This window comes from Lapidilactobacillus gannanensis, assembly GCF_003946675.1.
Classification (GTDB): Bacteria; Bacillota; Bacilli; order Lactobacillales; family Lactobacillaceae; genus Lapidilactobacillus; species Lapidilactobacillus gannanensis.
The window spans coordinates 1-23849 of sequence record NZ_RHOT01000034.1 but is presented as its reverse complement, the minus strand read 5'-3'; the positions used below and the strand labels follow the sequence as shown (position 1 = coordinate 23849).

Annotated in this window: 18 protein-coding genes and 3 pseudogenes; 8 read left to right on the top strand and 13 right to left on the bottom strand. The window is 41.4% G+C overall.

What is annotated here, in order from left to right; all coding sequences use genetic code 11:
- Positions 1-495: 495 nt before the first annotated feature.
- Complete coding sequence (locus EKM81_RS08925) at positions 496-1512, bottom strand: YeiH family protein (RefSeq protein WP_125650903.1); 1017 nt, start codon at positions 1510-1512, stop codon at positions 496-498.
- Positions 1513-1611: 99 nt separating this feature from the next.
- On the opposite strand from EKM81_RS08925, the gene EKM81_RS08920 reads away from it, so the two are divergent.
- Positions 1612-2436 carry a LysR family transcriptional regulator gene (locus EKM81_RS08920; RefSeq protein WP_125650901.1) on the top strand — a complete coding sequence of 275 codons (825 nt, stop codon included), beginning with the start codon at positions 1612-1614 and terminating at the stop codon, positions 2434-2436.
- A gap of 84 nt (positions 2437-2520) precedes the next feature.
- Here EKM81_RS08920 and EKM81_RS08915 read toward each other — a convergent pair whose 3' ends face one another.
- From EKM81_RS08915 to EKM81_RS08875, 8 genes and pseudogenes are all read right to left on the bottom strand, one after another.
- Positions 2521-3876, bottom strand: a complete 1356-nt coding sequence (locus tag EKM81_RS08915; protein WP_125650899.1) for a hypothetical protein — start codon at positions 3874-3876, stop codon at positions 2521-2523.
- A 361-nt stretch (positions 3877-4237) separates the two neighbouring features.
- The gene (locus tag EKM81_RS08910; RefSeq protein WP_164509275.1) at positions 4238-5566 is read right to left on the bottom strand and encodes a dihydrolipoyl dehydrogenase family protein; all 1329 of its coding nucleotides are present in this window, start codon (positions 5564-5566) and stop codon (positions 4238-4240) included.
- Between the two features lie 888 nt (positions 5567-6454).
- Positions 6455-7315 (bottom strand): annotated as a pseudogene (locus EKM81_RS11370) (aldo/keto reductase).
- A 257-nt stretch (positions 7316-7572) separates the two neighbouring features.
- Positions 7573-8580: an NADP-dependent oxidoreductase gene (locus tag EKM81_RS08895; RefSeq protein WP_164509274.1), complete on the bottom strand. Its 1008-nt coding sequence runs from the start codon at positions 8578-8580 to the stop codon at positions 7573-7575.
- The gene (locus tag EKM81_RS08890) at positions 8573-8911 is read right to left on the bottom strand and encodes an ArsR/SmtB family transcription factor (RefSeq protein ID WP_125650890.1); all 339 of its coding nucleotides are present in this window, start codon (positions 8909-8911) and stop codon (positions 8573-8575) included. Before EKM81_RS08890 ends, EKM81_RS08895 begins: the two co-directional genes overlap by 8 nt.
- A 2-nt stretch (positions 8912-8913) precedes the next feature.
- Positions 8914-9597, bottom strand: a pseudogene (locus EKM81_RS08885) (type 1 glutamine amidotransferase domain-containing protein).
- A gap of 341 nt (positions 9598-9938) precedes the next feature.
- Complete coding sequence (locus EKM81_RS08880) at positions 9939-11363, bottom strand: hypothetical protein (protein WP_125650888.1); 1425 nt, start codon at positions 11361-11363, stop codon at positions 9939-9941.
- 169 nt (positions 11364-11532) lie between these two features.
- Positions 11533-13029 (bottom strand): annotated as a pseudogene (locus EKM81_RS08875) (MFS transporter).
- A 309-nt stretch (positions 13030-13338) separates the two neighbouring features.
- Between EKM81_RS08875 and EKM81_RS08870 the strand changes: the two are divergent.
- Positions 13339-14031 (top strand): M57 family metalloprotease, encoded by a 693-nt coding sequence (locus EKM81_RS08870; RefSeq protein WP_125650886.1) that lies wholly within the window; start codon positions 13339-13341, stop codon positions 14029-14031.
- 740 nt (positions 14032-14771) lie between these two features.
- Here EKM81_RS08870 and EKM81_RS08865 read toward each other — a convergent pair.
- Positions 14772-15404, bottom strand: coding sequence for a DUF421 domain-containing protein (locus tag EKM81_RS08865; RefSeq protein ID WP_125650884.1), 633 nt, complete (start codon positions 15402-15404; stop codon positions 14772-14774).
- A gap of 2 nt (positions 15405-15406) precedes the next feature.
- Positions 15407-15856, bottom strand: a complete 450-nt coding sequence (locus EKM81_RS08860) for a DUF3290 domain-containing protein (protein ID WP_125650883.1) — start codon at positions 15854-15856, stop codon at positions 15407-15409.
- A gap of 216 nt (positions 15857-16072) precedes the next feature.
- Here EKM81_RS08860 and EKM81_RS08855 point away from each other — a divergent pair, with 216 nt between their 5' ends.
- The 6 genes from EKM81_RS08855 (at position 16073) to EKM81_RS08830 (ending at position 21793) form a co-directional block, all read left to right on the top strand.
- On the top strand, positions 16073-16657 hold the full coding sequence (locus EKM81_RS08855; RefSeq protein WP_125650881.1) for a TetR/AcrR family transcriptional regulator: 585 nt from the start codon (positions 16073-16075) through the stop codon (positions 16655-16657).
- Entirely contained in the window at positions 16650-17885 is a 1236-nt protein-coding gene (locus tag EKM81_RS08850) for an MFS transporter (protein ID WP_125650879.1), read from the top strand. Before EKM81_RS08855 ends, EKM81_RS08850 begins: the two co-directional genes overlap by 8 nt.
- Before the next feature lie 105 nt (positions 17886-17990).
- Positions 17991-18989, top strand: a complete 999-nt coding sequence (locus tag EKM81_RS08845) for a cation diffusion facilitator family transporter (protein ID WP_125650877.1) — start codon at positions 17991-17993, stop codon at positions 18987-18989.
- A gap of 185 nt (positions 18990-19174) precedes the next feature.
- Positions 19175-19675 (top strand): RNA polymerase sigma factor, encoded by a 501-nt coding sequence (locus tag EKM81_RS08840; protein ID WP_125650875.1) that lies wholly within the window; start codon positions 19175-19177, stop codon positions 19673-19675.
- On the top strand, positions 19656-20321 hold the full coding sequence (locus EKM81_RS08835) for a zf-HC2 domain-containing protein (RefSeq protein ID WP_125650873.1): 666 nt from the start codon (positions 19656-19658) through the stop codon (positions 20319-20321). Before EKM81_RS08840 ends, EKM81_RS08835 begins: the two co-directional genes overlap by 20 nt.
- 80 nt (positions 20322-20401) lie before the next feature.
- Positions 20402-21793: a hypothetical protein gene (locus tag EKM81_RS08830; RefSeq protein WP_164509273.1), complete on the top strand. Its 1392-nt coding sequence runs from the start codon at positions 20402-20404 to the stop codon at positions 21791-21793.
- 545 nt (positions 21794-22338) lie between these two features.
- Here the strand turns inward: EKM81_RS08830 and EKM81_RS08825 are convergent.
- Together EKM81_RS08825 and EKM81_RS08820 are read right to left on the bottom strand one after the other, a co-directional pair.
- Positions 22339-22953 (bottom strand): GNAT family N-acetyltransferase, encoded by a 615-nt coding sequence (locus tag EKM81_RS08825; RefSeq protein ID WP_125650869.1) that lies wholly within the window; start codon positions 22951-22953, stop codon positions 22339-22341.
- A gap of 333 nt (positions 22954-23286) precedes the next feature.
- The gene (locus EKM81_RS08820) at positions 23287-23682 is read right to left on the bottom strand and encodes an iron-sulfur cluster biosynthesis family protein (protein WP_125650867.1); all 396 of its coding nucleotides are present in this window, start codon (positions 23680-23682) and stop codon (positions 23287-23289) included.
- Between the last annotated feature and the right edge of the window lie 167 nt (positions 23683-23849).

The window sequence follows — 23849 nt, the reverse complement described above, 5'->3', positions numbered from 1 at the left end:
GTGTGGTAACTATAAGAATAGGTCTTCATGGCCTTTTTGGTCTAGTCATTTAGGTGTTGCACTTCAATTTTAAATCCGGCAAACTTATTTTCTGAAATTTTCTCAAACTTTCTGCATATAATTGTGAAAGTAATCAAAAATGGCCATTATTGTCTTGCAATCAATCGAACACTATTATCTCTTGATTTATAATAGTTTCATAACAACTTGTCTAGTTATTTCTTGAAATTAATAGCAATTTATTTTTTCATGATAATGAATTTTTTGGAATTTTCGTTGATTATTCCAGTTATTATTTTCAATTGCTTTCTTCGTAAATAATATACCGATATTTATTCATATAGAGAATATGCGATGAAGCAGCATCGGTTTTGACTGCTTTACTGGGTTTTAGTACTTTGAGCTTTGGCCTGTAATTGGCATTAATCAATCCCGGCACCGTTCCACAACCCGCAGCCGCAACGGAGTTGTCCACTATGCCGCCTAAAACTAACCTTACAGCTGCAACATCAAGATATAAAGAACTGCAGCAACTGTTTGAACCATGCCCACGCTTAATCCGTAAATAAGAAATTTACCGCCTTGTTGCATGAACTTTCGAAAATCTAATCTCAACCCAATTGCCGCCAAAGCAGTTGTTTCAAACCAACCGCTAATTGTATGGGCACTGTCACTTAGGAGCGTAGGTAAGGTCAGCCAGCTGTTTAGCAAGCATAAAATCAAAAAGCCCAAAACATACCACGGAATCCTGAACTTCTTTTTTTCACTTTTTTCGGCACCACTAGTCAACGCCACTTTCTTACTAAATGCTAAAACAACCATGACTAATAGCATAATTCGCATAATTTTAAAAAGCATTGCGTACTTGACCGTGTCTGCGCTTACCAAACTAGCGCCCGCAACTACTTGGCCCACTGATTGTAATGTCCCACCGAGCAATGCGCTAATCGGTAACAACTTACCATTGAAAACCGCCGTGCCCAAAAACGGCAAGCTGAGCATCATCACTGTTCCCAACAAATTAACTAAGGTAATAATTTGCCCCTTTTCAGCTTCATCCGCTTTGATAGCTGGGGCAATGGCGCCAATAGCACTAGATCCGCACACAGCATTACCGCCGGCCATCATAAGTGCCATTTTTTCACCGAAGCCTAAACGTCGACCGATCCAATAAGCGGCTAAAATAACTGTGGTCATCATTAACACGACATAAAGCGCGCCACGCCAGCCAACTTGACCAATCGTTTGAAACGTTACTGTCAAACCTAATAAAACCACTGAATATTCTAGTAACCGACTTTCAGCAAATTTAGTTCCTACTGCAAGAAATGACTGTCGAAAAACAGTATTTCCCAAAAGGATACCTAGCAAAATTGCCAAAGTCGCACCGCCTAAATCTGGTAACCAAATAGCAATTACCTTCGCAATAATCGCGACAATAACAGATAAACCTAATCCTGGCAACACTGGGCGCGTCGCCGTTCTGACTTTACTAATTGTTTCCAAAATAATCCCTCCCGAATCTTACTCTTAATATTGTATCGAAAGTGAATCATTAGTATGATTGATAGATATAATAGTTATCATTCATAATTCGAATAGGAAGAAACGATGTTTAAATTATTACTTACCTTCAAAATGGTTTATGAAACCAAAAACTTCTCGCAAGCCGCTGAGCTACTATTTATTGCTCAACCAACTGTTTCCACGCAAATCCGCCAATTGGAAGAAGAGTTACAAACAACCCTCTTTATTCGTCACGGCCGGACAACTTTACTAGTTACGCCGCAAGCTGAGGAACTTTATCGGCGCGCCACGAAATTATTAGACGATTGGGCGGCCACCAAAAACGAACTGCAACAAACACAACGACAACAACAATGCCGAATTGCAGCCTCTCATACTTTTGCCAACCACTTCTTGCCGCAATTGTTGCCATTACTTTATCAGCAACAGAAACAAATTGATTTTTCAGTGACAATGGTCAACTCTTTGGCGGTTTTTGAAGCGTTGCAACAACATAAAATTGATTTAGGCTTCATTGAAAAGCCCTTGTCCAGCCCAGATGTATGTCGCCAAACGTTATTTCATGATCAGTTAGGTGTGGTTAATCAAGATTGTCCAGAACAGCCCTGGCTAGTTCGTGAACCTGATAGCGGCGTGTTTCATTATACAGCGCGTTATTTTGCCGAACATGACTTGCAGGAGACTCAATTAACGATTGCCAATAATGATCTAATCGTCGCCTTGCTCCATCAAGGTTTTGGCAAAGCTATCATCTCGCAAAGCGCCGCCGCTGGTTTACCTTTTCGGTCTCTAGGCGCTTCATATCAACGACAGTTTTATTTGATTACGCGCCAAGATCAGTCACAACAACGACTTGCTGCCGTCATCAAGCAAATTGAGCAATGGGCGACTACCCAGCGGCATAAATAATTTATCAATAAAGTACATTAGACAGTTGTCAGCAATCAAATTAATCGTCGCCATTTTCAATAGCCAGCTTATTTCAGGACAATATTAGCGTGATTTAGATATTTCGTCTGGCTGGCGCTTCATCGCCCGATAAGTTAATAAACTGCTAAGTCCAACGCAGACCACAATAAACAGATTCATCAGATTGATGGTCAATGTTGGGACACTGGCCTCGCCTTTGTTAAAGAAAGCCAGTACCTTAACATTTTGGAAGTAGCTAACAAAATAAACAGCCATCATGAAGAGTAACTGCTGAGAAACACTGCCAATACTAGAGAATTGATATTTTACTAAGAACGAGCGCTCAGCATCAACACGGTCGTCAGCGTAAATAGCTTCATTCAATAAACGATTATCAGCGCCAATAAAGATAGCACAGGCTAAAATGCCAATAAAGTAAGTCCAATTAAACAACGTCAATAGTAAACCAACGAACAGCACACCATAGCGATACTGCTCGCGATTTTTTAATAGTAGTGGTCCTAATTCTAGGCCAATCAAATACAAAGAATAAATAATCAGCAATGTACTCAGGCGTGGAAACCGCAACTGACTATTAAAAACAGCATAAAGCATGACGAAGTTCATCACAACGCCCCGATTAATTGCATCAAGACTTAAGGGATACAACTGCCGATGAATTTCTAACTCATAGAAAATCAGTAGCGCCAACACTATCAAAGAAACAATTGCTAAAATCAGATCAACATAATGCGGTAAAACCCTCGTGCGGGTGTAGCGATAAACATAAATTAAAATCAACAAAATCGTCGCAAATAGTGCGTTTTGTGCTAAGCGAAGTTTGTTACTCGCATGCAACCGCCAGTTACTAGCTGGTAAAGGTGCTTGCTGATAATAAGAAATTTTTTGCCCGAGGAACCAGCTGCCTAAGAGTGACACCCCATACAAAACGGCCAACACTAAAAATGACCAAAACAAGTGGGTATCCTGACCATCAAAATACTCAATCAGCCCTAAAATAATAATGGTTACCAACGCTGCCAAAGAATGAAACTTGGTTAATTGAAATTCTTGCTTTTCCTGACCGCGAAATTTCACAGTTAGGTAATAAGGCCAAACCCAGCTGGACGCTAAGCCTAATAATATCCCTCCAATAATTCCCAAAGCAGGCACTTGCCCGCCCAGTAAAAATAGCGAACCAACCACACCAAAGCCATTAGCTATCATTAGCATTTTCACAGTTGGCTGATGAATCACTGTCGTTAATAACATCCCAATCGTCCGAAAAGCATAAACCATCAGAAAAGGATAAATTGCCCCAGCTAAATTTTTATTCTGATTATAAAAGGTCAAACAGAAAAAGTAAGGTAACACAACGCCGGCGTTAGCAATCAAGTTCAATACGCCTTCCGAGAAAATGGTTACTTTTGTTTTCATCATTCAGGAGTCCTTCGTATTATTTATTACTCATTAATTCTACAATATTATTCATCCGGTTGCGAGCAAGGACGACAAACCTGTTGTCACTGCGGGTTCTCAGTACTGCTGATTACTAGAAATCAGAATGAGCTTGATCGTTCAAATCAAAATGTATAATTTAATTAATAATTTACTTACGCTAATTGTTAGATTTATTCTCTGGATAATGCCAATAAAGCCTGTCAGCTAATCGCTCTAACGATAACGCAGCGATTAGCTGACAGGCTTATTAAGTTAACTATGTCAATTCCTCATACAAAAAAACAGACAGTCCCATTGCGATTACCTACAAATAACCGGTAATCCAGTGACGCAACTCAATTTAAAATAAATATGGTAAATCACTTAAGAAACTTGGATAAACATTAATATCATGTGCAATATCAGCTGGTGTTTGCTTTAAATTGATAATTTGCGTGAAGCGATTCATTAATTCCTCGCTATCATGTGCCAACACCACGGCGCCGACTAAATGGCCACTTTGACGCTCGACAATCGTTGTTACCTGTGCCTGGTCATCAAATAGACGCATGTAACTATACCATTTGCCCACAGGAGTTACTGTAATTTGGTATTTATCGAGATTTTTTTCAGCTTCAGTGACCGTTAATCCTACTTGACCTAATTGGGGACTGGTGAAAGCAATGAATGGAATCGCCGGATACGTAATGGGCGCATCAACACCAAGAATTGTATTAGCAACATAACGTCCTTCAAAACCAGCGACACCTGTCAACTTAGGAATTCGCTTTGAACCAATATCGCCAATCACATAAACATGTGGTTGATTGGTCCGCAAATGATCATCCACTTTAATACCGTGGACATCAGTTGTAATACCCGCTTTTTCTAAATGAAGTCCGTTCAATGCTGCTGGCCGACCTACGGCACTAATGATGAGATCCATTGGGAAAGAACCAGCCGTCGTTTGGGCAACTAAAGCACCTTGATCACGATCAACTGCAGAGACAGTGGTGTCCCAGTGGAATTGAATACCACGCTGGCCGAGTAAATCTGCTAATTGATTAGTGGCAGTCGCAGGCATCGCTTCAAGTAAGGTATGGTTATGCTGGAAAATATGAACCTCAGCACCAGCAGCGTTAGCAATATTAGCCAACTCTAAAGCCACAAAGCCACCACCAATGAAACCAATTCGCCGGGGTAGTTCTGCGAGTTTCAAAAAGTCAGTACTAGTTTTTAAATAATTATGGCCGGGAATATCAAGAATCCGTGGTTCAGCACCAGCAGCAATTACGATATTGTCTGCCTCATAGGTGGCGCCATTCACTTCAATCAGATGCTCATTGACAAAGTGTGCCTCTCCAGCTAATGTTGTGGCCCCACTAGCAGCCAAGCTTGTCTGCATTCCGCTAGGAACTTGTTGTGTATAGCTTTCCTTAAAGGCCATTAATTTAGACCAATCAAGTTGTCCCATAGCCGGCATACCAGCCTTAGCAAACAATTTAGCTTGCAAATAAGTATCCACGACGCCATAGAGCATTTTTTTCGGATCACAGCCACGATTTGGACAAGTACCACCCCAAGCGCCCTTCTCAACAATCAGAACCTTCTGCTTGGCGACTAACGCCTCTGCCGCAGCCATGCCACCAGGGCCACTACCAATTACTATCGTATCAAACTTCTCAGTCATATTAATTCCCCCTAACTTGATTCTCATCTCAGTATAGGAACATGTGCAATTTAAATTCAAGTTTAATGCTACTTGCTGCTTGAAATCGTTGTCTAGTTTACATTTACTTTAACTAGGAAAATTCAGTTTAGTGTGGAACTGGTGCTAAGTCTTCCACAATTTGTGGCGGTGGTTGCTGGGCGATTTTGCGAACGCAATCAGCGATTTAAATCTAAAGTTAGTTTTAGACAGAATAGATGACAACTCCGTTGCGGCCGGCGGGTTGTGGAACGTAAAATAGTGCCAAGTCTTCCCCAATTTAAGAAGGTGGTTGCTGGGCGATTTTTAGGGCGTGGAACGGCGTGGGCGTTGATTTAAGCTTTTTCTGCGAAAAATCTTAAATACAAGCCTTATTCTAAACGGTAAACCGTTAAGAATAATTTCACACCTGACGCCAATCGCCCAGCAACCACCAGATAAAACTAACAGAATTGAGCACCACTGGGTAGAAAACCAGATTTCAGTGGACTACAAAGTCTGTGTGACAATCTTTCAAGATAAAATTGAAAGAAACCACACAGGCTATTTTTGTCTTACTATTCAATTATTACAGCCGAGTGAATTAAGATGATTAGTCCCACTATCATTATCTTAACCACAAACAACAGTGAAGATCACTAACCTAACTCCAGACGGAATGGAGGGATCTTGTCGTCAGCCGCCAAATTATTGTTGGTGCTTTAGCACTTACAATAAGACCTGTATTGATGATAATTTGGTTTTTAATTGGCATCAATCAGTGTCGGCAGCGTTCCACGACAAGCAGCCCGTAATGCAGTCAGAACCAATTCCGTTTTAACTGCTTCACTGGGTTTTAGTACTTTGAGCTTTGGTCTGTAATTGCCATCATTAAGAATGATAAGTCTCTGGATCAAAGGCAGTTGTTCCTTGAGGCAATTGATTTAACCGGGCCATTTCCTCCGAACTAAGCATGAAATCAAAAATATCAGGATTACTAGCGATATGTGCAGGATTACTAGATTTTGGCAAAGGAATTATTTGTTGCTGGTATAACCAACGTAAAATAATTTGCGCTGGTTGCTTTTGGTGTTGTTGCGCAATCGCCAATAAGTCTGGTTGATTGCGCAAAGTACTGTTGGGCCCACCTAAAGGTCGCCATGCTTCCACAACAATCTGCTGTTGCTGACAATACGCGGCAATTTCTTTTTGAGCAAAATCTGGATGATATTCAAGTTGATTCACCATTGGGCGGACATGGCTATCAGCCAGCAAAGCCTCTAACTGCGGGATTGAAAAATTAGAAACACCAATCGCCCGTACTTGACCTGCTTGATATAAATCTTCTAACGCTCACCAAGTTTCAGCGTTAAGTTCGCGCCAGTCCTGATGCCAGCGCGCATTGGCTGGCCAATGAATTAAATACAAGTCTAAGTAATCCAGTTGCAGATCCTGGCAAGTTTTTACAAAGGAGGCCTTGGTTGCTTCATAGCCACGTTGCTCATACCAAACCTTGCTACTAACAAATAAATCTCGACGCTGCAGCTGACTCTGGGCCAAGCCCTGCCGCAATCCCTGACCGACGCTAACTTCATTGTGGTAAGCTGCCGCCCCATCAAATAAGCGATACCCTTCTTGAATCGCAGTTGTCACTGCTTGGACAGTAGTGTCCCCCGCTGGCAAAATCGTGCCAAACCCCAGCACTGGAATTGCCACACCGTTGGCTAACTGATAAGTCGAAACTGGTGACATAAGATTTCCCCCTTCGTCATTTCTTTTCCCAAAAAAGAAACCAATTCATAAGTCGCCGTTAGCTTATCATAGCCTGTATCAAAAAGACATTATTCTCGTTTAACTAGACAAGTCCAGCGCACCATGAAATGCTGGCGCAGGGAATGCAAAAAAGTTAGGCTGCTATTTCACCACTTTTAATGTGTGCTACTTCTTTCAGACCAGCGCTGATTAATACAAATAAAATAATTAATTTTAGGTATCACTAGCAATAGAACTTAAATCATCGAGGCCACAACTTTGCCTGTTACATGACCCTGTCCAGCATAAGTGAGTGCTTGCTGGATAGCGGCAAACGGATAAGTCTGATCAATAATTGGCCGTAATTTATTAGCTTCAATTAATCGCGTCAACTGCTGTAACTGTTGACCACTGGCATGCATCAACAAGAATTGGTAGTCAGCTTGTTGCTTGCGGGCTAGCTTAACCGTGTGGTGACTAGCCAAGGCAAAGGCCAACTCTCGAGCCTTTCCTAGGCGATGCTCACGGGCATAAGTGGTAGTTGGCAGACCAGCAATCATCACCAGTTTACCGCCTGGCCGTAGAATCTTCAGACCTTTCTCGGTATCAGCCCCACCATGAGTGTCAAAAACCGCATCATAATTCTGTAAAATAGTGGCAAAATCCACTTGATGATAATCAAGGACTTGATCAGCACCTAAATCAGTGACTAATTGCCGATTACGTTCACTAACAGTCGTGGTCACATTAGCTCCTTGAGCATGTGCCAGTTGAATCGCCATTGTGCCGACGCCACCACTACCAGCATTAATAAAAATTTTCTGTCCAGCTTGCAAATTTAACACTTCCGCCAAGGCCTGATAAGCCGTCAAACCAACTAATGGTACCGCTGCTGCTTCAGTTAAACTCAAATTAGTCGGTACTTTCGCAATGGCTGCTTGGTCAACTGCCAAATAATTTGCGAAGGTGCCCATTTGATCATGATTGGTCCGACCATAAACTTGGTCCCCAGCTTTAAAAGCATGAACTTGCGCACCACTAGCCACCACAGTTCCAGAAAAATCATTGCCCAAAGTCAGGGGATATTTAGTTACTTGTTTCAAACTATAATGTAAAAGTCGATATTTATGATCAACAGGATTAATACTAGCTGCAGCCACAGCGACTAAAACTTCGTGTGGCTTGATTTGCGGTCGGGGAATTTGACATAATTCTGGTTTAGCATGAACGTTGCTGGCGACTAAAGCTCGCATTAATTCAGTCATGGTCATGGGCCTCCTGTAATTGTTGCACAGCAGTTAACAATTGCTGCAACTTAGTAAAATTCGTCCGAATATCAGCGGCATAAAAGTTCATCGTACCTTCCTGACGTTTCTTGATTAACCCTGCCTCCCGCAAAATTTTCAAATGATGGGAAACTGCCGGACGAGATAAATTTACCAGACTAGTGATTTCGCCCACTCGCAAACCGGTTTGACAAGGCGTATTGACCAGGGCCAACAAAATATTCTGACGATTCTCATCGCCTAAAGCCGTTAAGATTGGCTGACAGTCAATAAAACTCTGCTTGGTCATTTGCATTGCTTGATTGGTCATTATTAAGCCTCCTGTGGCTGATTTTGCAAAAATAATTTAGCGACGGCCTTAACCGAAAATGGATTTTGCCCAGTGATCAGCCGACCATCCTGAATAGCAAACTCGCGATAAGCGCGTTTCTTAGTAAAATGAGCGCCATGAGCTGTGGCTTGTTGATTGAGAAATGGCACAACCCGTTTTTTTCCAGCTAGAATTTCTTCACTAGTCGTAAAACCAGTAACTGTGTGCCCACTAATGACGTACTGTCCTGCAGCATTGCGCAAGTTTAGTAGACCTGCGATGCCATGGCAAACAGACAGCAACCAACCGTCATTTTGATAGATGGCTAAGGCCAAGCGTTGTAAATTAGGGTCATCAGGAAAATCCCCATAACGCCATGGCCACCAGTAAAATAAATTGCCTGATAGGCGTCAGGATCAACAGTCGCTCCCGCCAGCGAATTGGTTAGCGCTCGTCGCTGAAAGTCAGCCGACTCATAAACCGCCATCATCGCCGCGTCAGTATATTTCAGGCTACGTGGATCTAAGGGAACGAACCCCACCTTGAGGACTCACAAAATCATAATCGAGCCCCGCCTGTTGTAATTCAGTCACAAATTCGGTAGCTTCCCCCAGCCAGAGCCCCGTCGGCTCATCGGTTCCCTGATAACGGGTCACATTTGTTAACACAATCAATACTTTCTTCATTTTTAAGCGCCCCTATAATTTTAATAAGCCCCAATGGTTCGTTTGTTTAAACCAACGAAAAGTTGTGACTAGCATAAACTATTTGTTGGGCCATTACCACATCGGGAAAGAAATTCGAGACCAATCCTTTTCAACAAGAATTTAGTAATAATTAAGAGAGTGTGACCAAAGGCGATCAGCACAAAAAAAGCCTCACTCCAGATGAATACTGGAATGAAGCGTGTAACGCCAAATTCAATTCTATTTTATTTCATCTGTCAACTTGACAGGGCCTAGTGCAATCTTAAAAGTTCAGATTTTTCTACCGGCTGCTTAAATCGAGCACTGGCAATGGTCAATATTTACTTACTGCTAGTGGCAGTCTGTACATCAATGCTGTGGTATAAAAACACTTGTACCTCATGCTCCAAAGCCGTGTAGAGGATATCCGCATTTTTAATCGCGCCCTCATCATCAAGGGTAAAGAGATACAACTGTAGGAAGCGGAAAATCAGGGGATGACCAACGAATTGCTGCTCCCTCACAAGTATGTGTTCTAAACAATTACGTAAGCTTTCGTATGTCCACTGATTGACCCGCCGATGATAAGTCAACACCATCGTCCGATGAAGTTTAAGAATAAAATTCGTAAATAAAGTCAATTCTGGCAACTCCACCAGTGTGACATTTCCGGTGAAGTCTCGTAAATAACCTTGCACCCGTTTTAGTTCCAAATCCAATTGATGCTGGTCTAATTTTTTGGCTAACTTCAGGGGGTGAGCAGGGCCTAATTCGAATGGAAGAGTGGCAGTGTAAGGCTGGTCCTGAAGAATTTTCCGGGCCATTTTAGGATTCAATCGTTGAGCTGGACCGGAGAAAATACTTTGGCCAACTGTAACTGCTTGTTGCGCATCAGCGTATAAATAGGACAACAATCGCCGACTGCTGGACTGCCAAATCTTCTGCGCTGTCGTTCGACTCATTACTGCCCGCACCACACAAAAATCCAGAAAGTCTTGGTAGCTTTGCAGTAGCTTCAATAACCCTGCTGGGCTCATTAAATTTAGCCGCGCCCAGAAGGGATAAAAGCGCTCAATCTCTGAAAAAGGTTTATTAGCGGCATTGAGCACCTTCAGATAACTGGGCTCATCCTCGACAAATAATAATAAGGCCGCTTCGAATAAGGCCGGATCGTTTTTCTGCTGTATTTCAGCAAGGAACTCATTGAAATCAACGTCCAAATCAAATTCTTGGTTGAAAAACGATGTCAAGCCAGCTGGTAATAATTGTAGTGGTTGGGTAAAGAAGTGATTCATTATCCCCATTTCTAAACGGCTACCAACTGCTTCATCACCAGTAATCTCATCGGTTAATTCCGGTTGCCGCCGCTGAATTGCTTCAATGAATTTCGTGCCCATTAATGAATTATTCGTAATAATGCCATTGTCAGTCAATAATTGACAGAAATAAAAGATTAACGTCACGAAACTATCCAACTCATCGTCCGATCGTTCGACAGTTGGCAATGCCACCAGCACAACATCAGCCAGCGAGTCGACTGTGATCTGTTGCAAGCTCCGATTAAAAAAGAGCCGCTCCATCAGTACCACTTCACTTAAATAACTGAACGCCACCTCGGAATCTTCGGCAGCATCACTCAATAACTGACTAACCTGATTCAAATCACGCTGCAAACCAACTTGATCAATGTGCTCCGGGAAGGGCAATCGGATTGAAGGTAACCCGCGCACGGCAACAGCTACTTTGGCGATCTCTTCTTGATTCATATTTATCACTCCAGAATTTTTTAAACGTGAAAAGTCAGTTACTACCATTATCACAGTTTTTAGTAGGAATTAAAAGCCACTCTCGCCAGCTAAATTAAACACTCATCAATCAGGCTGCCAATAAACTTTGGCGAAGTTCAGCGCCAGTACGCTGAGGAAACATCGCCAATTATGCGCGCTTAACTTTTGCATGCGTCACTAAATGTTTTTGCCGCCATAAATGATAAAAAACAGCCATTAAAATCAGGACTACCACTAGGACTAATGCTAAAGCAGTTAGCATGATGTGATGAATCCCTTGAAACAGAATTTGACGCATCTGTGGTAATAACTGTTATGGTAAACTACCAGAAGTTTTTGAATTACTTAGTTTATTTAACATTGCCATGGTGATTTGGTGCCGACTGGCAGTAACACCAGATTGTAAAGCTCGATTTAAAATCACGCCATAAATCGATGACATGAATGTTTGACTCAAAATTCGAATCAAGTAAGCAAATGAAGTCGCAATTGGCACATCTTGCAACTCAGCGTCGTTTTGTACGGCCACTTGCAATACGTTGAAGCACAAACCTAAGCCTAAGCCCTCAAACACGCCCATAACCAAAAGAAAGCCATAACTGGCCTGCTGACTGGCAAGAGCCATGCCCAGAAAACTGACCAAAAAAGCCAACGTTCCAGCTGCAACAATCCCATAACGCCCCAACCGACGCTGAAACAAGGGCTCTATTTCCGAGCCAACAAAATTAGTTACAGAACCAGGAATTTGGGTCATGCCACCAATCAAGGCACTTAGGCCCATAATCCCTTGGGCCCACATTGGAATATAAATGTTAAAAGCCACAAAAGCGCCCCAAAGAATAGCAAAGAGGGTAAAGTCCAACATTAATTTACCATTTTTAAATAACCGATTTGGCACAATTGGATCAGTTACGCGATTCTCGACACGATTCATCCACCACAATAAGGCGATGCCTAAGCCAAACAACCCAATTGTGACCCACACTGAAGTCGTTCCTAACAACTGAATGCCCACTAAAATAGCACTCAAGCCTACAACCATTAAAGTGGCACCTTGGTAATCGACAGGATGATGGTTCAAGTTAACTGGTAATTGGAAAAATAGTGCAACTAGCAAGATTGACACCACCGCAATCGGAATATTTAGGAAAAAGACCCAATGCCAACTGAACGTATCAACCAGCCAGCCGCCAAGTAGCGGGCCAATAATTGAGCCAGTACTAAAACTAGCTGTGGCAATACCGATCACTTGCGCCCGTCGTTTCATATTTTTAAATAACTGGGCATAAATAATGAACGGAATCGTGTTCATACCACCAGCACCAATTCCCATAAATCCACGGGCAACCACAAACCAAACAATATTTGGCGCAATCCCCTGTAAAAGTGCCCCGACAGCAAACATTGCCGTTGCGCTAATATACGCCAATTTATTCCCCTTGCGCTCACCAAATTTACTCCATAGTGGTGTTGAAACAGCCATTCCTAATAGAAAAATGGCGACGATCCAGCCCATATATTGAATACCATGTAAATCACTAATAATTGCCGGTAAGGCCGTATTAACAATGGTGCCATCTAGACCAGCCATCGTATTTGATAAGATCAAAGCGAAGGTGACCAATAATTTACGATTTCGATTCATTAACTTTATTTTCTTCTTTCATTAAAAATAATAAATACTAGACAATTCATGTAAAAATGTCATTATATTTCTGATCGATTTTCATGCATACTTTCAATCCTAGTTTGCTAACACATTTTTGTCAATTTACTTATCAAGTGCTTAGCCCTTAGCTATAGCCAAAGAATGCGCTTTTTTAAAAAACAAAGCATTAGGTAAAAGCCCCGTAAACTTGGTATGATATTGATGAAAATAAGAAAAAATTAATTGGACATTTCTGAAAGAACACTTTATGATTTAGGCAACTTATCTTTAAGAAGGAGCGCTGCAATGAAAAGAAAATCATGGTTGGCCTGGCTCATTATGCTCGCGGCATTCTTTTTTGTTATTAACAAGGAGCCGCAGCTAGTCACCAACACAGCCACAACTGTCAAACAAACAACCGTCAAACTACAACCATACTTTTACTTAGTCCGAGCTTCGATCAATAACCGTCTTAAAACACCGTTTGCTAAAAGTACGGCTCAAGCGGCCAGTACTGACGCGACCCCGATCGAAACGCCATTGAAGAATTTAACAACTAGTAATACTTATCAGTACTATTTTGAAAATGATGTTCCTGCCAACGTGCGTCAAGTTTTCCAACAAGCCGTCACAGTTTATAATCAGACCGGCCTCGTCAAGCTAACACCTGGCTCTGGAACTACCAATAAGAACAAAGTAACGTTTTTCGTTTATGATAAAAAATTGACTAATCCCGCCTCACAAACAGTTGAACTAGGTAACGGTGGACCCACCACTTTAGCCTGGAATCATTATGCTGTTAATAGTGGACGAGCTGGTTTAAATCTCGCTTATCCGCATATTGCCATTAAAAAGTCAGTGGCCATTCACGAATTAGGTCATGCACTGGGTTTAGCTCACAGTAACGCTGAATCCTCAGTCATGTATCCCTTGGATCAAGGTCTGACGACTTTAGCACCCGCTGACTTAGCTGGCTTACGGAATATTTATGACAAGTAACCTGACATGGTCGCTAACTACAGACCCAAGTTTAAAAACACTAAAACCTGGTGAAGTTTTTGAAACAGGATTGGTTTTGACTGCATTCCGGGCTGCGGGTTGTGGAACGGTGCCGACATCGATTTGAGCTTATTGCTACGCAACAATCTCAAATACGCGTCTTATTCTAAGCGATAAATCGCTAAGAATAATTTGGCGCCTGACAACCCGGTCCCTCCATTCCGTCTGGAGTTAAGTTTGTGATTTTCAAGGTTGTTAGTGGTTAAGGCAGTGTTAGTAGGATTGATCAACTTAATTCACTCGTCAATAATAGTTGAATAGTTAGACCAAAATAGCCTGTGTGACATCTTTCGATTTTATCTTGAAAGATTGTCACACAGGCTTTGTCGTATACGGTAATCTGATTTTCTAATTAGTGGTGCTCAATTCTGTTAGTTTTATCTGGTGGTTGCTGGGCGATTGGCGTCAGGGAAGGGGGTTTCTTTGCGTACGAGCGATTTTGCGAGAAGCAGTGAAATTATTCTTAACGGTTTACCGTTTAGAATAAGGCTTGTATTTAAGATTTTTCGTAGAAAAAGCTTAAATCAATGCCCACGCCGTTCCACGCCCTAAAAATCGCCCAGCAACCACCTCTTCAAATTGGGGAAGACTTGACACCAGTTTAAGCACCGTTCCACAACCCGCTGGCCGCAACGGAGTTGTCATCTATTCTGCCCAAAACCAACCACAGCTAGCATTAGTCAACGAACATAAGGAAAAATCAATAATTTTTGGTCAACATAAGTCGCCAAATACACATCCTTCACTTCGCAATGATAACTAGCCAGCTGCTGATTTAACCAGTCTCGATCACGATGGATATCTTCAAGAATGTCGGCGTTAAGTTGCCCGTCTACAATTAACGGATACTTAATTGAGTCATCACCTTTTTTAGTGACGGTTAGTTGACCGTTTTGTTCCAGCACTGCGCGCTTAACATAACGAATATCTGTAACGCCTTCAGTACGTAAGCGTAAAGCCAAGTCATTAGCGCTCATACCATTTTTCAAAGCAGTATCAACTTTTAGTTGACCGTTTTCAATTAACAATTGCGGTCGGCCGTCAATCAGCCATTTGACGTAGCGATTGTGTTTGGTCAGAAAACGTAATAGTGCGACTAAAATCATCCAGATCAACAAAACTAAAATATATTCCAGCACTGTCACACTAGCGCTGTAGATCATGCCACCAACAATCGCACCTAAAACATAGTTTTGAACCTGATACAAAGCACTGATTGGTGCTAAATTACTTTTACCTGATAAATTAATCTGTAAGATAATCGTCAGCAAACCTAGTGCTAACTTAATGGTTACATCGCCATAAGTTCCCATGACTACTTACCCCCAATGTAATTGATTTGTGGATTGATCAGTTTAGCCTCACTCAACGTAAAGCTACTGCCATCAGCGTTCACGGTGACTGTGTAAATCTTACTTTTAACAATAATCAACATGCCACTATTAACATTGGCCGTATTTGACCAAATTTTGGTCACTGCCATGTTTTTATCTTTAGCAACTTGTTGCATGATTTGCGTCGCTTGAGATTTTTGAGCTGAACTTGATTTAAGATCGCGCCATTCGTTAACTTGTAAGCCAATCAGAAAAACCAAAATCAACGTCATAATTGTTAGTAAGTCGCGATATTTTAAATCAGATCGGTGCCGATACCACATGACTCCAGCTAAACTGACGGCCACCAGTACCACGGCAATAATGATCCATTGAACAGTTTTGTAATTACTATTCTGTTGAACCAAATATGAATACGAATAGAAATTCATCCACTTAATCTCCCCACTAGTTGAATTTATCTACCGATGATGAAAGCTCCAGCCGCTTTAACATCGCGTTTCAATAACCTTGCTTCCATCATAGCACGTCTAAATTATTGATAGTAAGTCTAACTAATATTTTCTGAAAACTTTTAATTTACAAGTTGTAATTTGTATTTACAACGAGTACGATAGATGGTGAAACTTTTTTGAAAGGTGATCAATTTGCAAAAAAGAAATCTGAATCAAGCGCGCATTTTACAAGCAGCCCGTCAGATCACTAACGAAAGTGGTAGTGACGCTTTAACCTTTAGTAAAATTGCAGCTATTTTAGGGGTGCGGTCGCAAGCACTTTATGCCTATTTTCCTAATGCCCAACAACTAAAATTTGCTTTAATTATTGATTACTTAGATAGCCTTACTCAAACCTTAAATGCTGCATTGGTCGGCGTTAGTGGTAAGGAGGCTTTATATATTTATGGTGACCAATTACATACTTTATTGCTGGCCCAACCTAACTTAACTAAATTAGCTTTCGGTGGTATTAGTTATGATCAAGAACATGAAGCTGGGCAACATCTTCATCAATTAATTTTAGTCCTTGATCGTTTAATTGCTCCTTATTGTACTTCTGAGGCTGAAGTTGTGGCTCAAGCGCGCTATTTTCGCGCGATAATTTTCGGCTATGTGCAAAATCAATTATGGGGATTATTCCAATTGGCAACCGTACCTGTAGCAGATTCTTTCGAAGATTCTTTGTGTCAGGCAATTACTAGTATTACTGAGAAAGGGAGTATTAAACATGGATGATCAGCAGCGTGAACAACAACCTTGGCGGCGTAATTTAACGGTTCTTTGGGTCTGCACTTTTATTGCCGGAATTTCTTTCAGTGAAATCATGCCGTTTATGTCGCTTTATGTTGGCCAACTAGGTAACTTTACTAAATCACAGCTATCCTTTTATAGTGGTCTGGTATTTGCTGCGACTTTCTTTGTCAGTGCAATTGTCTCACCAATGTGGGGTGCCCTGGCCGATCGCAAAGGTCGCAAAATCATGTTGATTCGTGCTTCCTTGGGGATGGCCGTCGCGATGTTTCTCATGGGCTTAGCAACTAACGTTTGGCAATTGATTGGCCTTCGTGCATTACAAGGTGTCTTCTCAGGCTTTATTTCCAACGCGCAAGCCTTGATTGCCTCACAAACACCTCGCAAAAATTCTGGTAAAGCGCTGGGTACTTTAGTCACTGGTTCAACTTCTGGGATGTTAATGGGACCCATTATTGGTGGTATCTTAGCCCAAGTCTTTTCCATCCGCAACACCTTTTTTATTACGGCTAGTCTGTTATTGCTAGCTGGGATTCTTTCAGCAACGCTGGTGACCGAACATTTCGTGCCAATCCAACGGCCAAAGAATCCTGAGAAAAAGGGCCTTTTAGCTGGACTTTTAAGTCAATTCGATAATCCACGGCTGATTATTGTCTTACTACTATCAACCATGTTTGTACAGCTAGGCAATGCGTCAATTTCACCAATTATTAGTTTGTACGTCAAAGAACTCATGTACGGTCAAGGTAGCGTTCCCTTAGTTGCCGGAATTATTGCAGCTTTGCCTGGTATTTCTAACATCATTGCTGCGCCACGTTTAGGCGACTATGGTGATAAACACGGCTCTGGTAAGGTCTTGATTGCTGGTTACTTATTCGCCGTCCTCGTCTACATCCCGCAAGGATTGATTCCCAGCGTCGTTGTTTTAGGCATTCTTCGCCTCTTAGTCGGGGTTTCTGATGGTGCGCTGTTCCCAACGATTCAAACCTTATTAACCAAAAATTCGCCAGTTAGTGCTACTAGTGCCATTTTCTCTTGGAACCAGTCGTTTCAGGCTCTAGGCAATATGTTTGGTGCTCTGCTTGGTGGTACTTTAGCCGGTATTTTTGATTACAATGTGGTGTTTATTGCCACTGCTGGTTTACTCCTTATTAATTTGGCCATGTTATGGTTTACGGAACCCTCTTTACGTCACAGTTTTGTTAAAAAATAATGCCGTACCTTGACTACTTGACGATTGACTAAACCTGCATTCAAATTACTTGTATCGTCTGAAAAATGGCTCTATGCTAAAGATGATTACATGAGGTGAACAATAATGAATGAAATCGATCGTCATTTTGCCGAAGAAAAAACAAATTGGCAACAGGCCGAGGCCGCTGAGTTGCAGAAACTAAACAGTGCTTCCCAACACCTATATCTTAATGTTGCCGCTTATTTAAGCATCGCCGTCGCTGAATATTGGCTAGCTATCGTTGGTCATTCGCAAACCCTACGTGCCGACGCTTTGAATAATCTCTCTGGGATTATTTCCACCGTCCTCCTATTAATCGGGATTCATATCGCCCGCGACGTCGATGACGACGATATTGCTGGCAAAAAACTCCCCACACCAATCAGCAATTCGGATGGTGCCGAGCAACGTATTACTTTCACCCGTTTCCGCTACCAAACTATTTTCACTTTAGTCACCGGAATCATTATGATCGGGATTGCCGGCAATGTTATTTACACCGGGATTCAGGCTCTGCTAAACGCTGGTGAAAAAACGATTCCAAAACCAATCACCATTTACGGTGCCGCAATTGCGAGTATCATTATGCTGGTTGTTTGGTATTTGAATCGCCGCGCTGGTCGTAAATTACAAAATGCGGCAGTAATTGCTTCCGCACAAGATAGTTTAAGTGATGCTTTCACTAGTATTGGCACGCTACTGTCAATTATTGGCGCGATTTTGTGGCAAGTCACTTGGCTTGATGGTGTCACCAGTATTTTGGTGGGGCTGTTCATCCTCTACTCTGGCATTCGCATTTTCTCTAGTAGTAGTTTGCAATTAGCTGACTATTTTGATCCGGTTGCTGAGCAACAATTTCACGATTTTATTGAGGCAGTTCCCGCCGTTTATGATGTCCGCGAATTAAAGGCCCATTACGATGGCAATGTCATTACTCTGGACGTGACTATTACTGTTGATGCCCAAATGACTGTCTTAGAAAGTTATCAATTAGCCGAAAAAATTGAACGGCTTTTACAGCTTAAATATGGGATTATTGATACCGACGTGGTGACCGTTCCCGAACCATCAACGATTAAATGAATGTTATTTCGAATAGCCTTGCTAACAATCTCTGAAACTTGCGATTGTTAGCAAGGCTATTTAAGTTACAACCCTATTTTGCAAACCGATCATTTATTATTTATAGTTAAAAAGATCACTTTTAATGTAACGAAAGTGATCTTTTAGGACTAATAGATATAACGTTTAAGCAAGGTGGTGATGATTTGGAATTAGCGCTAATTTATCAAACTTATGGAGAATTTGTTTTCCGCTATTTACTAAGTCTAACTAGAGACGAACAACTAGCAGAAGAATTAACCCAAGAAACATTTTATCAAGCCGTAAAATCAGCGCATAAATTTAAAGGTGAATCACAAGTATCAACCTGGCTATGCCAAATTGCGAAACATCTTTGGTGGCAGTATTTACGTAAAAAGCCACCCCTATCAGCCAATCCTAATTGTTTAATTGACCAACCTGATTCCCAGCCAATTCCTGAAACACGATTATTACAACAGGAAAATAAAATGGTGGTTTTCCAGGCCATTCACCAACTGAACGAACTCAGCAAGGAAGTGGTACTTTTGAGAATCAACGGCGATTTTTCTTTTAAAGAAATTGGTGAAGTTTTCGATAAAAGTGAAAATTGGGCTCGGGTAACTTTCTTCCGCACTAAGCAAAAAATTATTGAGAGGATGCAAGCAAATGAAGATGAACAACCATGATATCATCAAAGATTTGATTCCAGGTTACTTAGACAACGTCATTAGTACTTCTAGCAGAAAATTAATTGAAACGCATCTCCAATCTTGTCCTAGTTGCCAGAAATATTTACAGGCTATGAAGGCTGAACTGACTACCCCAGCTCAACTTAATCTAAAACAAATCAACCCGTTAAAAAAAATCAAGCAACGAACTCATCACAAAGTGATTTTAGGCATCTTAATCACCATTGTTATTATGGTTGCCGGTTATTTCGGGCTAGCTTTATACGCGCATTCTTTTCCCGCAGCTAGTCAACAAATAACGCAATCAGTTCAAAAAAACGGTCAAACAGTCACCTTAACTTTTCAAAGTGATCAAGCCACCGCTAAAAAATTAAATTTAATGGCCCTTGACCAAGGCGATAATAATGATGAGGATGGTTTTCAACCTGTGATTGACGTCCGTTTTTCGCGACCACTACCTTGGAACCGCAACAAAAATCAGCAGGCCCAAGTATCATTCAATTTCTTATCGCCCTATCAAATTAGAGGTAATAATGGCCAACCTTATCCCCTAGAAGAGAACGATATTGTCACCATTAATTACAAAAATAAACGTCAGCGGATAAGATTAATTGATCTCTATCAATCCGCCGAAACCAACTAGTTCGCCCAGAAACGTGATTGTTTTCAGTTCAAAGTTGGCGCCATTCAGCTTATAATGGGGTAAGCTATTTTAATAATTGAATGGGGAACATTATTTTGACTAATCGGCAACAATTACAACAACGCTGGGCACCATTTTCCAGCTTATTCCTAAGCATCACCAGTTTTACTGTCAATATCCTGCCTTACTTATTACTACCACAATTAATTCTTCGCCAAAATGTGGTTATTTTAAATGCGCTGCCTTTCGTCCTGTTTTATACTTTCCGGCGAACAGTGCTGTTCCTTTTTCGTGGCTATCATCCGCGAGCTGAGCGACTGATGATGATTGGTTTAATTGCCGGTACGTTAGGCAGTTTATGTGGTTTATTCGGCGGCTGGTTGCCAATTTTTTGGGACTTGGCTGGTGTCGGAATTGGTATTGCTTCAGCCTTACTACCACCAGCAATCCGAGTTTTTGGCCAGCGCCAAAAGCAACAAACACCTGCAAAGAAAATAAGATTTGACGCCCTTTATCAATATGGTGCCTTGTTGCTACTGATGCTACTGATTCAATTAGCTGGCGGTAACCACATTAGCTGGTCCTTTGCTGGTATGACGCTTTATTTATTACTTGGTTGCCTCGGGTTTTGGGTTAGTTCTCTGCGCCAACCTTGGACGCCGATCCACTTTCACAACCCCAAGCGAATCACTGTTAATTTCATTTTAACCGCAGCCATTTTTGTTGGTTTGATCAACTTAAGAATGACGCGTAACGAGGGTACAATCACTTCCTTACTACACGGACTCATTTTTCTCGCGATTATTTTACCAATTGGTTTAGCCATCTTTTCCTGGCGGATGGCCCGCGGAAATAGTCGGATTACTTGGACAATTCGCGCTCGCGGTTTTTTACGGGGTATGTGTATTGATTTTGTTGCCGTTTATGGCACGATTTATTGCTTCGTCCTGCTAGGCAGCGCTTTTTACGTTTGGGTTATTTTAATGTATGTGGTCGCCATGGCGATCGGTGCACCACTATTAAGCTTTTTGGCGAAAAAAATACCAGCAATCAGTCGCGCAAATTTAACGCTACTGCTACTGGTTTTAGGACTAATCCTAACTTTTTGGCAACCCTTATATTTGGTCGGGATTCTCTGCCTGCGAATTGTTGTCGGCGAATTAAATCGCGAAGTGATTACTGAACTTGATGCTGAAACACCTTTGATTCCTGATGAGGAATATTTAGTGGCACCACGACTGCTATCACTTGGTGGCTTAACATTACAGATGGTCCTCTGGTTGATTATGATCAGCGTTGCCAATCAACAGCAGTTTAAAGTCGCTAGTCTGTTAACTTCTTACGCCCACAAAACTGTCGCTGCTAATTTCACCAGCCTGATCAGCACCACCCACGGATGGCTAGTCTTAGTCATGTTGTTAGCAACAACAATTGTTTATTTGATTGACCGCCATCATCGAGCTACAAAATAGCTTGTTTTAAAAGGAGTACTTTAAACACCACTACTAATTGATAGTTTAGCTGCTTATAAACAAGTGGCGATGTTAAAACAGAATTGGTTCTGATTCCATTCCCGGCTTGCTGGTTGTGTAAAACACGGTCGACCTTAAGTAATTGCCGCCAACTCTGCAAGTACTGTCTTAAGAACGGTTAAATCTAAAGTGAACTAAACTAGCTCAAAACGAAATGGAGGCCGCTGGGGTGCCAGTCGCGAAATTATCCTTGGCGATTTATCGCTTAGGATAAGGCTTGTATTTGAGATTTTCGTAGAAAAGCTCAAATCAATGCCCGCAACGTTCCGCACCCACCGGCCGTAATGGCGTTGTCAGCCATTCTGTCCAAACCCGATTTTAAATTTTGTTCTGTTACACGCCCATTCAATGGCTTGCCTCCTCTACCTGCCTTCATCTAGGACATGACTTAATCATTTTTACGAGCAAATTTTTAAAAAGACCCGCAAAAAAGCAGCGTTATCAAACTCAGTTGAGTTGACAACACTGCTTTTATTAATCATCATTTAAAGTTGTTTATCTAGCAAGAAACAAGTCAATGGCTGGGGTTCATCAGCACCAGTAGGTAATTCGATTTCCTGCTGACCTTTTTTCTTGAAACCACGGTGGAAATAGAACGGATAAGTACAACCGGAATCAGTATACAGATAAACCAATTTACCGGCCTCATCTTTGGCAAGCCGCTTCAACAGCTTCGTCCCAATTCCCTGACCTAAAATCGTTGGGTCAACCGCGAAGAAACTTAATTCACCGGCCGGTCGATGCTCTAACCGGTATTGATCCATCATTTCAGCATTGGCTTGATCATAATCATCAGACAACTCACCATAAAAGTGCGTGATCAGCCACATGACCATTTTAACGATCCGTGCTCGAATCGGAAAATTAAATATCTTCGGCTGACCCTTCATATTGACCAGCAAAACACCGGCCAGCTCACCGTGCCAATAAGCACCATAAGCGTGAGTCGCCTGACTTAACTCAGAGAAAACAAAATACTTGCTGTAAAAATAAAGTTCAAATAAATTGTTTGTAAATAATTGTAAATTCATGCCTTCGATTGCAAATTTTCTGGCATTTTCAAAATCTTTCCTTTTTAACCGCTGAATATTCAGCGCCATTTGGGACACCTCAATAACTTTTTTTGATTCTTTTTGTTAATTCCTACTTATCCAAGTCTAACATAGATTGTCTAATATATCTGGATTCATGCTTCATCTTAACCAATAATCAAGTAATGATTCTTTAATAAATAAACTTTTTTCTGTTGCCAGCTGTATCTCCAATAGGCCTGAACAGCATTTTTATTGCCAGAAAATATAATTTCATTTTCTGAAAAACAGCTTCTAAGATTTTCTAATCTTAAGCTACTTCTTAAAAAAAGCAGCCAATCATCATGACGGTGACGGCTGCATTTCAGATAGCTGATTAATTTTCTCTGGCTTCGTCGGTGCTCAACAACCAACTTCAGCACTAGCATCGCCTTGGTTAAAAGTAGCAAGAATCTTTTCACCATTGGCCAACTGCACACCGCCATCGATAAAACGAGAACGGTCTTTCATTTGAATACTGCCATTACGGTAATCAAGCGTTAACCCTGGTTCACAAAATGTTAAATCATAGTCCGACGTCCAGAAAGCAACATTTTGTTGATTGGTTAGTTTAATCGGATAGGCTGGGTCTGGCTCCAGCAAACTGACAATCGTGAAGCTTTCACCGATACTGCAAGCCCCACCATGAAGTGAATACTTGCCACCACCATCATCAGCCAGCAAAACTAAAGTTTGCTGTAATAAATCTTTCCGCCGCAATAAATCGATCAACGCTGGTGTTAACTTAATTTCTGGCATGATAGCATCTCCTGTAAAATTTTAGGATAATAATAAGCGCGAATTTTATAATCAAGTTAGCCACCCATGTTGATTGATCAAAAAATGGTCAAAAAAAGACACCAAGACGAAAAATCAGGTATCATTGAAGTTCCAACACTAAACAATGAGAGAGGTTTTCGTCTTGA